The 12,454-nt window shown below is 30.1% G+C and carries 14 protein-coding genes and 1 tRNA gene; 5 read left to right on the plus strand and 10 right to left on the minus strand.

Features of this window, described 5'->3' with window-relative positions:
- Positions 1-51: 51 nt before the first annotated feature.
- From GFU93_RS04950 to GFU93_RS04965, 4 genes are all read right to left on the minus strand, one after another.
- Positions 52-996, minus strand: coding sequence for a carbohydrate kinase (locus tag GFU93_RS04950; protein WP_160567722.1), 945 nt, complete (start codon positions 994-996; stop codon positions 52-54).
- Positions 997-1,007: 11 nt separating this feature from the next.
- Positions 1,008-2,018 (minus strand): LacI family DNA-binding transcriptional regulator, encoded by a 1,011-nt coding sequence (locus GFU93_RS04955; protein WP_160567724.1) that lies wholly within the window; start codon positions 2,016-2,018, stop codon positions 1,008-1,010.
- Between the two features lie 19 nt (positions 2,019-2,037).
- Positions 2,038-3,381, minus strand: coding sequence for a sugar porter family MFS transporter (locus GFU93_RS04960; protein ID WP_160567726.1), 1,344 nt, complete (start codon positions 3,379-3,381; stop codon positions 2,038-2,040).
- A gap of 458 nt (positions 3,382-3,839) precedes the next feature.
- Positions 3,840-4,418, minus strand: a complete 579-nt coding sequence (locus GFU93_RS04965) for a DUF4136 domain-containing protein (protein WP_160567728.1) — start codon at positions 4,416-4,418, stop codon at positions 3,840-3,842.
- A gap of 175 nt (positions 4,419-4,593) precedes the next feature.
- Between GFU93_RS04965 and GFU93_RS04970 the strand changes: the two genes are divergently transcribed.
- Together GFU93_RS04970 and GFU93_RS04975 are read left to right on the plus strand one after the other, a co-directional pair.
- Positions 4,594-5,367 carry a threonine/serine exporter ThrE family protein gene (locus GFU93_RS04970; protein WP_160567730.1) on the plus strand — a complete coding sequence of 258 codons (774 nt, stop codon included), beginning with the start codon at positions 4,594-4,596 and terminating at the stop codon, positions 5,365-5,367.
- Complete coding sequence (locus tag GFU93_RS04975) at positions 5,354-5,914, plus strand: threonine/serine exporter family protein (protein WP_105296456.1); 561 nt, start codon at positions 5,354-5,356, stop codon at positions 5,912-5,914. Before GFU93_RS04970 ends, GFU93_RS04975 begins: the two co-directional genes overlap by 14 nt.
- 227 nt (positions 5,915-6,141) lie before the next feature.
- Here the strand turns inward: GFU93_RS04975 and GFU93_RS04980 are convergent, their stop codons facing one another.
- Positions 6,142-7,140 (minus strand): acyltransferase family protein, encoded by a 999-nt coding sequence (locus GFU93_RS04980; protein ID WP_160567732.1) that lies wholly within the window; start codon positions 7,138-7,140, stop codon positions 6,142-6,144.
- A gap of 366 nt (positions 7,141-7,506) precedes the next feature.
- Between GFU93_RS04980 and GFU93_RS04985 the strand changes: the two genes are divergently transcribed.
- From GFU93_RS04985 to GFU93_RS04995, 3 genes are all read left to right on the plus strand, one after another.
- Positions 7,507-7,782: a hypothetical protein gene (locus GFU93_RS04985; protein ID WP_160567734.1), complete on the plus strand. Its 276-nt coding sequence runs from the start codon at positions 7,507-7,509 to the stop codon at positions 7,780-7,782.
- A gap of 81 nt (positions 7,783-7,863) precedes the next feature.
- Positions 7,864-8,202, plus strand: a complete 339-nt coding sequence (locus tag GFU93_RS04990; RefSeq protein WP_160567736.1) for a hypothetical protein — start codon at positions 7,864-7,866, stop codon at positions 8,200-8,202.
- Positions 8,203-8,209: 7 nt separating this feature from the next.
- The gene (locus GFU93_RS04995) at positions 8,210-8,554 is read left to right on the plus strand and encodes a hypothetical protein (RefSeq protein ID WP_160567738.1); all 345 of its coding nucleotides are present in this window, start codon (positions 8,210-8,212) and stop codon (positions 8,552-8,554) included.
- 168 nt (positions 8,555-8,722) lie between these two features.
- On the opposite strand, the gene GFU93_RS05000 is transcribed toward GFU93_RS04995, so the two are convergent.
- From GFU93_RS05000 to GFU93_RS05020, 5 genes are all read right to left on the minus strand, one after another.
- A tRNA-Met gene (locus tag GFU93_RS05000) sits at positions 8,723-8,796 on the minus strand.
- Between the two features lie 71 nt (positions 8,797-8,867).
- Positions 8,868-9,812 (minus strand): citrulline utilization hydrolase CtlX, encoded by a 945-nt coding sequence (gene ctlX / locus GFU93_RS05005; protein ID WP_221411318.1) that lies wholly within the window; start codon positions 9,810-9,812, stop codon positions 8,868-8,870.
- Entirely contained in the window at positions 9,805-10,725 is a 921-nt protein-coding gene (locus GFU93_RS05010; RefSeq protein WP_160567740.1) for a dimethylarginine dimethylaminohydrolase family protein, read from the minus strand. Before GFU93_RS05010 ends, ctlX begins: the two co-directional genes overlap by 8 nt.
- Before the next feature lie 109 nt (positions 10,726-10,834).
- A complete protein-coding gene (locus tag GFU93_RS05015) occupies positions 10,835-11,905 on the minus strand; it encodes a glycosyltransferase (RefSeq protein ID WP_160567742.1) in 1,071 nt (356 codons plus the stop codon).
- On the minus strand, positions 11,906-12,454 hold the full coding sequence (locus tag GFU93_RS05020; protein ID WP_105296464.1) for a serine acetyltransferase: 549 nt from the start codon (positions 12,452-12,454) through the stop codon (positions 11,906-11,908). It abuts the gene before it with no gap.

Here is a 12,454-nt window from a genome sequence, read left to right on the forward strand (position 1 = left end):
CTTATATTATTAAGCTGCTTTTTATCTATATAGAGAAAATATTAGTGTATGCTAATTGATTGTTTGATCTTCTATAAATGTGTTACTGTTTATCGATTTGTCCTGTTTGAATTTTTGAAATTCTTCTAAATCATATACCGGACATGCTCCTATGTGATTGGTTATAAACGCCCCCAAAGCTATTGCTTCTTTCATAGCATCTAAATTTGAGAACCCTTGAGCTCTTTTAGCTAAAAATCCGGCCAGAAAAGAATCACCACTACCGACTGTATCTTTTATTTCAACTTGTATGGCTTCTGAATATATATATTGATATTGATCACAATATACCGCTCCTTTACTTCCTTTGGTTACAATTAGTCCATCTAAAGAGAATGTTTTACGAATATATTTTACGGCATCTTCTTCAGATGTATATTCTTTCCCCACCCATTCTAACAAAAGCCTTAATTCTGCCTTATTCATCTTTACTAAATCAGCTTTTTTCATAAAATCGATAATCGATTCTTGAGAAATATATGGGGGTCGTAGATTGATGTCAAAAACTTTATATGGCGCAACTTCAATTAATTTTGACAAAGTGTTTTTGGATAAATTATTTCTGCTTCCTAAACTTCCAAATACAAATCCTTGTGAATTCTTTACTAAATTTTCATATTCATCTTTCCATTCTATAAAGTCCCAAGCTACGGGTTCTACAATGGTATAATGAGCTTCGTTATTTTTATCTATTTCTGCTATTACAGTCCCTGTGTTGTATTTATCGCTTATCTGGCATTCTTCTGTCGGAATCGCTGCTTCTTGTACTTTATTAAGCAATTCTCTGCCTAATTCATCATTTCCAACACAACTAATCATTCTTCCATCAACACCCATTTTATTAAGATGATATGCAACATTAAATGGAGCTCCTCCTATTTTCTTTCCTGATGGGAATATATCCCATAATATTTCTCCAAAACAAATGATGGGCTTCGTATTCATATTATTTTTCATTATGTATCTTATTAAGAAGATTGTTTTATTATTAATTTGGAGTTGTACACTCTCGGTTTGAATTTTAAATTTTTATCTTCAATCATGCCGGTAATTATTTCTACAGCTTCTTTGGATATTTCATACAAAGGTTGTTTTATATGGCTCACCGGTACTTTAAAGATGTCAAAGGCTTCTGATTCATCAAAGGTAATTAGTGCTAATTCTTCAGGTATTCTTATGGTTAACGTCATTAATTTTTTAAGTCCCGCCAATGCTAATTTATTTGTTGCAAAAAATAAGGCATCAATGGCTTCTTCTTTTGAAAGTAATTCATCTATAGCATGGGAAACTTCTATATCTATTTCCGCTTCATTAATGTATTTTATATTTTCTGATTTAATAGTTAAACCCCTATCCAACACAGCTCTTTTATAACCATTTACTCTTTCATTTATATGAATTAATTCCGTTTGAAATGATAGTATGCCTATGTTCTTTTTTCCTTTTTTTATTAAATGTTCTGTGGCTTGATAGGATGCTCCGTAATTATTAGTAGTAATTACGGGTATTTCCATATTATTATTAAAATATCTGTCTATTAAAACTATCGGAGCATTGGTTTTAGCTAAATCCAATATATACTTTTCTGAGCCTTCTACCGGTAGAATTATAAAACCATCTACCTGTCTGGTAAGAAAAATATCTATTAATTGCTGCAATTTTTCTGCGTTTTCATCGGAACTTCCAATTAATATTACATATCCTTTGCTGCTTATCTCATCTTCAATAATCCTTGCTATTTGAGAAGCAAACGGGTTGGCAATATCTGCAACCAACAAGGCAATGGTATGAGTTTTTTTGGCTTTAAGACTTCGCGCTATGCTATTGGGTCGGTAATTCAGTTCTTTAGCTGCATTTTTTATTTTTTCTGCTGTTAGTTTACTTATTCTATCGGTATGACGACCGTTCAAAACATATGAAACCAACGCAGTCGAAACCCCTGCTTTTAAAGCAACATCTTTAATTGAAACTCTTTTCATAGTAATTGTATTTTATAGCTTAGTCAATAAGCCCTAATTCTTTTTCAATTTGTTCTAAAGATTTTCCTTTGGTTTCCGGAATCCAAAATTTAACAAAAATAAAGGCAATTACAGTAAATATTCCAAAAATTCCAAATAATGCACTGTCTCCTAAATTTGCTCGTATAATTGGTGCAAAATATACAGTTAAAAATGTACAACCCCAGCTAACAGCAGTTGAAAAAGACATTGCTAATCCTTTGATTCTATTAGGATAAATTTCTGATATAATTACCCACATTACCGGAGCAAAGGATGCAGCAAAAAAGGAAATATATCCTAATAAGGCTATTAAAACTCCCACACTATTTTTTTCAGGTTGCAAGAAAGCATATGTCAAATATCCTAAAGAAACAGCCATTCCAAAAGCGCCCCATAATAAAAGAGTTTTACGACCTTTAGAATCCACTAATTTCAAGGCAACTATAGTCATTAATACATTTACAATTCCCACGATCATGGATTGAAGTAAAGCTGTATCTCCACCTACTCCGGCAGAACGGAAAATATCCGGTGCAAATATTAATACAGCATTTATGCCGGTAATCTGCTGGAATGCTGCTATAAGGGTTCCTATTGCAACTATTTTGCCAGTCTTTCCGTTAAATAATTCTTTACTGCTGGCTTTTTCTTTGTTCTTTTCAGCATTTATGGATTTTTCCATTTCAGGAAGTTCGTTTTTCACATAACTATCTCCTCCTATTTTATTAAGAATTTCTACGGCTTCGTCTTTTTTTCCCTTAGCCAATAGCCAGCGCGGACTTTCCGGAAATGAGAATACTAAATATAGTAAAAAAATGATCCCGAATAGGGCCGGGATTCCCAACATATACCTCCAACTTTCATGACCTAAATTAATCAAGAAATAATCAAAAACATAGGCTAAAAAGATACCGATGGTTATTGCAAATTGATTGAATGATACCAACGTTCCTCTTTTATTGGCCGGGGAGATTTCTGAAATATACATGGGGCCTACTACTGAAGTAGCTCCTACAGCAAAACCGGAAAGAACCCTGAAAATAGTTAATCCTATAAAGCTGGTTGCAAAAGCACAACCTAAAGATGAAATTATATATATAATTGCTGTAATGATCATAACATTTTTACGACCGTATTTTTCAGCAATGCTACCAGTGAAAAAAGCTCCAATTAAGCAACCAATCATTAAAAAACTGGCAACCGTACCTAATCCGCTATCGCTTAAACTGAAATCTTGCTTTATGAGATCATTGGCTCCGGCAATTCCTGCCATATTTAAACCAAATAATAGACCTCCGTTTACTGCAACGAAAGTAATCCAATATAGATATTTTGTATTCATATTACATTTATGTTTGTGGTTTCATGCAGTAAAATTATATCATTTAATCGATTAAATGATTTTATTTGAAATGAGTTATATCATATTAAAGAATGATAATATTTTTATAGGTATAGAGATTGATAGTACAAAAATTATATATCTTATTTTTTCAAATGATTCAAAAATAATTTTATTAAATGTAAACGAAAATGAATTCTTAAATTTAAATATTGTTAATTAGAAAAAATGATTCTTTAACTTTAAAAAGATATCTAGTTAAAAAATATAAATATTTTATCTTTCTTAATCTATCGTTTAAACGTTTAAACATTTACTAAAGACTTAAACATGCTTTATAATTTTTATATGTTAAAGCATCATACTAACTTACTTAAGAAAGCTATATATTAACCTTAATATAATTCTTTGTACTAGACCTATATATTTATATAGGGTGATGTATCATTAAATTTAAACTAATTGTAATAGTTCGTTTTGCTTGGTTTGGATTTTCTAATTTTCTTAGGCGGATATTTCTTAAACAACAAATTAATTGATGAATTATAAAAGGAAGCTCTAGAAGCGGTAGAGGTATTAAAAGGTTTAGAATCTACAACTTTTGATGTCCAAACTAAATTCTTGGTTTTTGCATCATCAAAATCGACTTTAAACGAATAATTAACAATTTTACTATTATTTTTTATGGGTATATCTACATTAGTACCTAATCCAAACCAACCACTTCCTCCTCCAATTCCTAAATTGACCGAACTATTGGCAGGGTGTGTAAGTTGGGTATAAACTTCCACGGCTACATAAACATCGGGGTTATCAACATCTTTTATTAAACCTTTGGAAAGCAACACCGCATCCAGGTTTTTCATAAAATTTGTACTGTCTATTTTATTATTAAGTTTTACTTTATTATCTGCATAATAATTATAGGTTTTTACTGTAGAAAAATTATATCCTGAATCATAATCTACTGATAGATTATTGGTTTGACATGAAACCAATGTAATTAATAAAATAAATAGCAGCCAATGAGATTTCATATATTTATATAATTTACATTCAACATAAGTAACAAATTTACTAATATTTTAGTCATATTTTACTTGCCTATCTAAATTATGTCCCTTTTATGTGATTGTTATCAGGTTTACGTTATTTTATCTCAAAACTCTACTTCCTTGTTATAATTTTACACCTGTTAATTAATACTTCTTTATGACTGATACTTCAATTGAAATAAAATTTGTAAGTGAAGTTATTTCAGATATTGCTATAAGCCTTATCATGAATGGTGCTAATACTTCGCGAACATTAAAAAATACGCAAAGAATAGCCGGGGCTCTTGGTTATGAAGCTGATTTATTTTTTTCGTTATCAGGCGTTGTACTTAGTGTGAGAGATAAGAAAACTCATGTTATGCATACTATAGTTCGTGCTATACCTCATATTGGAGTAAATTTTGAAATTGTTTCTGAAATCAGCATATTATCATGGAGAGTGATTCATGAACAAATGGATGTGAATGCCGTAAATGAACAATTTAATTCTATAAAGAAAATTAATCATTACCCGAAACCCGCCATTTGGTTTTTTGTAGGTCTTGCCGGAGCCAGTTTATGCAGGATTCTTAATGGTAGTTGGATTGAGTTTTTTATTACTTTCCTTGCGACTGTTTTTGGAATCCTTTCCAGACAATTTTTAACTAAAAAAAAATTCAACATTTTTATAATTTTTACTATTGCTTCTTTTACTGCCGTATCTGTTGTGAATATTTTTAGATTAATCACCGGCCTTGATCTTAAAAGTGCTTTTGCTGCCAGTGTTTTATTTTTAATACCGGGTGTGCCTTTAATTAATTCTTTCATAGATATTTTAGAAGGATATGTTACACAAGGTATTGCCAGGGGAATACACGGATCAATGTTAATTTTTGTTATCGCTATGGGCCTATTTTTATCATTATTTTTATTTGGATATGGATTTAATTAATTTTTTTACCGTTTGTGAGAATGTAACTATTTGGGAAAAAATATTTTGGTCTATGTGGGTATCCATAGGCTTTGCCGTTATATTTAGAACGCCTTACCGTTCGATGTGGGTGGTAGCTTTGTTAGGAGCTATGGGATTTAGCTGCCGAGCTGTTTTATTACATTATTTTGTAAATCAAATCGTATTTTCAAGTTTTGCCGCTGCCAGCTTAGTAGGTATATCAGGCGTTTATTTCGCTCATAGAGTACACACCCCTCCTATTGTATTTACGATTCCCGCTGTCATTAATATTATTCCCGGTAAAATGGGCTATGAGTTTATGATTTCTTTGATCGAGGTTATGACTTTAAAAGAAGGGGAACCACTGCAATTTAATTATTTAGTAGAAATGCTTGAAAAAGCTACTCGTACGGGGTTTACTTTATTATCACTCGCATTTGGCGTTGTTTTTCCTTTATTAATTTTTAAAACCAGATCAGTTAAACAAACTAATCTTAATCAATTATTATTTAATAAACTGGTTCATATTAAAAAGAAAAATGAATAAATGATTTGTTAAACATATTGATAGTCTTATTATAAAATAAATTATTTAACTGATTATATTTAATTTATCTCCATATACTTAATTGAGTATAAAGAAAGTGAAATTCACCCATTTAATTTTTTAATTAATTATTTTTCAATTAGTTTTTGTTAGTTTATACTATTAAGTAAAAAAAACAATCATATAGTTTTATATGATTGTTTTTTATAATATCTTTTATTTATTAATTATCTTTTTATTTTTTGAAACATCATTTCAATTAATTTCAACGGATTCATTATTAATTGTATAATTTTTAGCTTAGTTAAAAACAAACATACTAAAGTAATTGTTATAGCTGCTAAAATATCAACTACAAGTGGTATATGACTGAAATGTTTTGTAACTATCCCCCAATATACAGGATATACGATCATAATATGTAATAAAAGGATGCCCAAACTAGCGGAACCAAATTTATAGAAGGTATCCGGAATAATATTAAAAAATGCTGCAGAACTGAATATGGCAAAAACAAGAAAAATCAACCTTTGAATCAATCCATCGGTAATGGTAGGAAATACACTATAGGAATATCCACCAAATGTGGTGAATGCATGATAGCTTGTTCCATATAAACAAACCCAGATACCAAAAATCGTGAAAAATAATACGGAATATATTTTTTTAATATTTTTTATTCTAGACCATATATCTTGTGGGGCATAATATCCTACAAAAAAATGGGGTATAAAAACCAAGATTCTTAGTGCAGAAACATAATCAGGATGTAATATAGGATCTATTTTTATGAATCCAACAGATAACGAAATAACCGTTGAAATTAGTAAGCTTGCCCATGCCGGTATATTAAACTTTTTTATTAGTATTATAAAATATCTCCAAAGTATTAATCCCGCAAGATACCAGAGAGGACCTATGGGTAATAGTATATATCGTACGATATTGAAATGCCCGGCAGCCATGGAGGGGATTGAATAAAAAAGCTGAAATAAATAATATACTAAAACAAAGCCTAAGAAGAATTTTTTAAACTTATCCCATGTTAAATTTTTTGAGAAATAACCTGAAATGATTATAAATAAGGGTATTGTAAAGGTTGAAGAAAAAATGTAAATCAAAAGTTTGATTTTAGATGTAAATAAATCATATTCACAGGTATGTGCTAATACAACAAAAAATATTAAAATGAACTTAGCGGAATCTAAAGATTTATTCCTTTCCATAAAAAAATAAAATTATTTAATAATAAACTATTTGTATAATAAATGCAATTTAAAATATAATGATCTGTTTATAAACATATAGATCCGACTGTTAATTATAAATTTAAATGTTCTTAAAATTTATAAAAATCTCCAACTTCATATAAATAAAAATTTAACTTTATTTACCAGCATTCCCAAAGGTTAAAAGCATCTATACTTTTATAAAAATTGGTCAAATATACACATAAAATGTTAATACAATTCATATAATAATCATGAGTGAAAAGTAATGATAAAAATCACATTAACAAATAAAAATCAAAAAAAAGTTTATTTTATATTAATAATATATATTTTTAAATAAAATTTAAAACTGATCATACTATGAATTATATTTATTTTTATATAAGATCAACACCATTTGTTGTTTATTTTTTTTTATTTCTTTTTCCCTCAACTCCTATCTTTTCTCAAAAAATACAGCGGCAACAAAGTATTGGTGGAAACCAAATTAATTATACCGATATTGAACCTATTGAAATGGTAGGTAATAATTACTTTTTACCGGATTATATATCCGGTGCATACCTTAATGCAGTAGCAAGTGGTCAATATGGAAGATATAGCCCTAATAAGCCGGATGCATTTAGTTTCAGCTAGGGATTTTCTTTTCAAGGAATCTTTGGAGAAGCAAGCTTAAGTATTGGAATTGCAGTAGCCAACGGTGATGCGGCTTTAGTTGTGGGAACTGGAGGTGGTCTGGGAATAAAACCGAGCAAACCGGGGGTAAAAACCGGGGCTCAATTTGCTTTTCATGATAACTATGGGGATAATAAAGATGTTTTAAAAGGTCTTTCCGGAACGGATGTTAGCTGGGGAGGTTCCTTTTTGATGGGAGGTGTTTATTCAACGTCTGCAGTTTATAAGAATGGGAAATTAATTAAAGATGAATCTGGAGTACGAACAATTGGAATAAATGCCAGAGTAGGATTTGGCGCGGGTGTTGCTGTTTCTAAATCCGAAACTTTTAGATTAAGCAATGGTATTCGTCAGTTAAGTAATTGGTTTAACAATAAATAAAAAGATAATGAAAAAGATAATTATTTTATTATTGGGAATTAGTCTATTACGTTCTTGTTTAAAAATTGATTGTGAAAAAAATGCTGATTTACATAGAGATGAAGAATGCATTATGATCTTAGAGAAAGAGCCCTCAACAAGTCAAGCTTATTTAGATTTATATGGAGTGGATATGAATACGGGAAAACCCTGTCATTGTAAAGCTAATGGACGTTGGTGGTCAACATTTAGCGATAATATGTCTGTAGGAGATACTTTAATTAAACGAAAAGGGGAATTAGTTTTTTATATTCATAAAAAAGATACTATTTTAAGTTTTCCTTGGAGATGTGAGGGTAAAGTGTATCAATAATTTTTTATTACTTCTATTTTAAAAGAATGTGCTACTGTTTTTTGCTGATGATGAAACTTTAAAGGTGTAAACATAACAAAAAATATCAGTGAATGTTTTATTGTTCAGAAAATCGAAAGTATTTTAAATAAAAAACCCTCATAATTCTATATGAGGGTTATAATTTTGTAGCGAGGAGCAGACTTGAACTGCCGACCTTTGGGTTATGAATCCAACGCTCTAACCACCTGAGCTACCTCGCCAATTAATTCGAGGTGCAAATATAACGGGATTTCATTAATTTACAAAATTATTTAATAGTAAAAGCCGATTTTTAACTTTCTGCTTTAGGTAAAAATATTTCTGCTAACATACATCGTACGCCACCGCCGCCATATTTTTCAATTGTGGGAATATCAAATACTAATATTTGACTGTATTTATTTATGGCATTTATTTGACCTGCATTCAAGGATTGATAGGCTGTATTGGACATTACTAAAAATCTTTCTTTTTTATCGTTTTCCAGTTGTAAGGTATTTCCTAAAAAATGATTCATTTGTTCTTCTGAAATGATAATTACCTCCTTTTTCGTAGTTTGTAAAAAGTCTATTACTAGTTTTCTTTCTTTTACATCTTGGATGGATTCTTTACAAATTATGGCGAAATCTTCTGCTACGCTCATCATTACATTGGTATGATACACCGGGTATCTTTTACCATTTTTTTCTTGTGTAGAATGAAAAACTACAGGTGAGAATTCCAAATCTTCACAAAACTCTATAAAAAGCTCTTCGTTGGTTCTTTCTGAAATGGCAGCATAGGCGATTTCATTAGTACGATCCAATACCATGCTTCCGGTTCCTTCTAAAAAAATATCTTCCTCTTCAGCCTGGCTGTAATCTATTATTTCATTAATTATAAATCCTTCCTTCTCTATACTATCCAATATATCTTCTCTTCTTTCTACTCTTCTATTTTCAGCATACATAGGATAAAGCACTACTTTACCGTCTGAATGGAAAGAAATCCAGTTATTTGGAAAAATTGAATCCGGTGTATGCGGTTGCTCCGTATCTTTAACAACCAAAACATTTATTCCGAATTTTCTAAGTTTTTCAACCATATTTCTGAATTCTTCCTTTGCTTTTTCTTGAATAGATTCTACAGAAACCGAATCGTTTTGTTGGAAGAAATTATTTTTTGCTGTTTGATAATTATACCCAAAGGAAACGGGTTCTATCATCAATACGGTATTTGTTATCTGCTTATTACTCATTTGTACGTATTAAAGGTAAAGTGGAACATCTTAGAAGGCCTCCCATTTTTGATATTTCATGGTATGGAACTTTTTCTACTTTTATATTCCATTCGTTTTCCATAAAATTATTAAGTCTTTCAAATTTATTTTCCGAAATAACCACTTCCGGTGAAATGGAAAATACATTAGTATTCATGTAATACAATTCTTCGTCCGTTACTTCAAAGACATTATTTGTGCCAAAAAAATCAAGTAAGAAATGATAGTCTTTTTCATTTGCAAAACCTCCTTTGTAAAGAATAGCTTTATCTTTTCCAACAGGCATAAAGGTGCAATCGAGATGTAAAATTCCGTTTCTCGGGTTTTTATCATCTTTTTTTAACGGTAAATTTATAAAGGTTTTATTAGGAAATAAATCTTTTAAGTAATCTATAGCATATTGGTTTGTTCTCGCTGTTTTAATATTCGCAAAGTCTTTTCCTTCATAAGCTCCGCAAAAAACAACATCGTTGTGAGGTATAATATCCCCTCCTTCAACTTTTGCTTTTTTAGGAAGATTATAAATATTCTGAAAATATATGGATTTGAATATTTCCTTATAAGCATAGAGTTCTTCTGCTCGATCTGCAATCATATTAGATATAATGATCTTATCTTCTATAACAAAGGCTACATCTCTTGCAAATACTTGGTTATAATCTTTTAAAATTTCGGGAGATAAAACCGTAACATCATATTTTTGAAGGGCTTTTTTAAATTCCTTCATTTCGTGTATTACGTCTTCTTCTATAGGGTAACTGTTGTTTTTTACATTTTCATAAGACTTTGCATCATAAGTTTCATTTTGTTCCGGTGTTTTTCCCATAGAACAGGGTTGACCCAGAACAACCACTTTCAGCTTTGATGTTTCATTTTTTATGTTGAGCTGCATAATATTTCATCTAGTTAATTGATTAAAAAAAATCAAAGTTAGTTCAAATTTACAGAAAATTTATTTTTAAGGAGTTTTACTTTATGTTAACGGGCTTTATTCGCCAAATTTAGTTTTTATTAGCTTCCAAAATTTTTTCATATTGGTGTATGATCTTATCTTTTGAAAATCTATTTATTATGGAATTTTTTATACGATTTTTATCGTATTTCTTATTTAATGTTATTTTTATCTCCTCTGCAAAATTTTTATGATCTTCAATGGAAATAATTCTTCCATTGACATTTTCTTCAATTATTTCATTGATTCCCCCTTTACAATTATTTGCTAATGAAAATGTTCCGGTAGCTCCTGCTTCTAACATTACATTGGGAAAACCTTCATATCTGGAAGAGAGGATAAATAAATCTGCATTTTTTAAATATGGATAGGGATTAGTTATTTTTCCTAAAAATTTTACATTCTTAATTTGTAAAGAATCTTTTAATTCTATCAATTTTTCTTTATCGTCACCCTCTCCTATGATATATAAAAATATATTTTCATTTTTTAGGTATGAAAAAACTTTTAATAGATTGTCAAAGCCTTTACGATAGGAAAGATTGCCGATAGCCACTACATTTTTATAGCCTTCGAAAAATGGAAAATTCATAGATTCGAGTGATTTTGCTTCAACTGCATCTACATCCACCGGATTATTGATTTTTATAATCTTTTTCTCAAGTATTTTTAGGTTGTTTATAAGATCATATTTCATATCATCACTCTGTGCAATGACGGTATCAAAATTATTGTAAAAACGATAAAAAAATCTTATTTCCGGCCGGGTTACATGTTGGGAAACTATATTGGTTTCTCTTGCTATAAAACGTATTTTCGGAAAAAAGGGTATTATGGGTGCTAAATAGGCCGATACTTCACCCCATCCGCCAAAAACGATATCGGGTTTTAATGTTCTAAATACCTTAATTATGGGAAAAAATGCATTTCTTATTCGAGACGTTTTTATATCTATGATTTCAATATTTTTATCTAAAAGCTCAAGATAATATCCTTCTTTTCTCATTAGAAGGAGCTTTGGAGTAAATTTATTTTTATCCAAATTATTTATAAGCAAAGTAATTATTCTTTCTGCCCCGCCCATATTTAAATCCGGAAGTATAAATAGTATAGTTTTCATTTACACTTTATTGTTAATATATCCTTCGGTTGCTTTTTCATTGGGTTGTATTTGAGCTACATTTCCAATTACAATTGAATTATCGGGAATATCTTCCGTAACATAGGCATTGGGCGCGATCAAAACATTATTTCCTATTTTTATATTGCCTACAAGTACTGCATTAGTACCTATCCATACTTCATCTCCTATAACAGGTACTCCTGCTTTTTTGCCTCTGTTCGTTTTTCCTATGGTAACTCCGGGAGCTATATTGCAGTTTTTGCCAATTTTTACTTTGGGATTTATAATAACTGTTCCCCAATGACCGAGGTAAAAGCCTTCTCCAATTTGTGTTTCCGGATATATTTGAAATCCATATTTAGTTTGGTAATGATATAAAATCAATCGATATAAAGTTCCTAATATCGATTTTTTTGGATATACGGATGCTTTTCTTAAAAAATATATATACCGAAAATTGGGATTTATTAGAGCCTTGCCTAAAAATTTCCCCGGCCATTTTCCGTATATTCTGAAATAATCTTTTTGTATTAAAGAGTTTGACAT

Origin of the sequence: Apibacter sp. B3546, assembly GCF_009827885.1 — a bacterium.
Classification (GTDB): Bacteria; Bacteroidota; Bacteroidia; order Flavobacteriales; family Weeksellaceae; genus Apibacter.

Excerpts from the sequence above, each read along its gene's own strand:
- GFU93_RS04950 (WP_160567722.1), bottom strand. The coding sequence starts at position 996 with ATGAAAAATAATATGAATACGAAGCCCATCATTTGTTTTGGAGAAATA.
- GFU93_RS04955 (WP_160567724.1), bottom strand. The coding sequence starts at position 2,018 with ATGAAAAGAGTTTCAATTAAAGATGTTGCTTTAAAAGCAGGGGTTTCG.
- GFU93_RS04960 (WP_160567726.1), bottom strand. The coding sequence starts at position 3,381 with ATGAATACAAAATATCTATATTGGATTACTTTCGTTGCAGTAAACGGA.
- GFU93_RS04965 (WP_160567728.1), bottom strand. The coding sequence starts at position 4,418 with ATGAAATCTCATTGGCTGCTATTTATTTTATTAATTACATTGGTTTCA.
- GFU93_RS04970 (WP_160567730.1), top strand. The coding sequence starts at position 4,594 with ATGACTGATACTTCAATTGAAATAAAATTTGTAAGTGAAGTTATTTCA.
- GFU93_RS04975 (WP_105296456.1), top strand. The coding sequence starts at position 5,354 with ATGGATTTAATTAATTTTTTTACCGTTTGTGAGAATGTAACTATTTGG.
- GFU93_RS04980 (WP_160567732.1), bottom strand. The coding sequence starts at position 7,140 with ATGGAAAGGAATAAATCTTTAGATTCCGCTAAGTTCATTTTAATATTT.
- GFU93_RS04985 (WP_160567734.1), top strand. The coding sequence starts at position 7,507 with ATGAATTATATTTATTTTTATATAAGATCAACACCATTTGTTGTTTAT.
- GFU93_RS04995 (WP_160567738.1), top strand. The coding sequence starts at position 8,210 with ATGAAAAAGATAATTATTTTATTATTGGGAATTAGTCTATTACGTTCT.
- ctlX (WP_221411318.1), bottom strand. The coding sequence starts at position 9,812 with ATGAGTAATAAGCAGATAACAAATACCGTATTGATGATAGAACCCGTT.
- GFU93_RS05010 (WP_160567740.1), bottom strand. The coding sequence starts at position 10,725 with ATGCAGCTCAACATAAAAAATGAAACATCAAAGCTGAAAGTGGTTGTT.
- GFU93_RS05015 (WP_160567742.1), bottom strand. The coding sequence starts at position 11,905 with ATGAAAACTATACTATTTATACTTCCGGATTTAAATATGGGCGGGGCA.
- GFU93_RS05020 (WP_105296464.1), bottom strand. The coding sequence starts at position 12,454 with ATGTCAAACTCTTTAATACAAAAAGATTATTTCAGAATATACGGAAAA.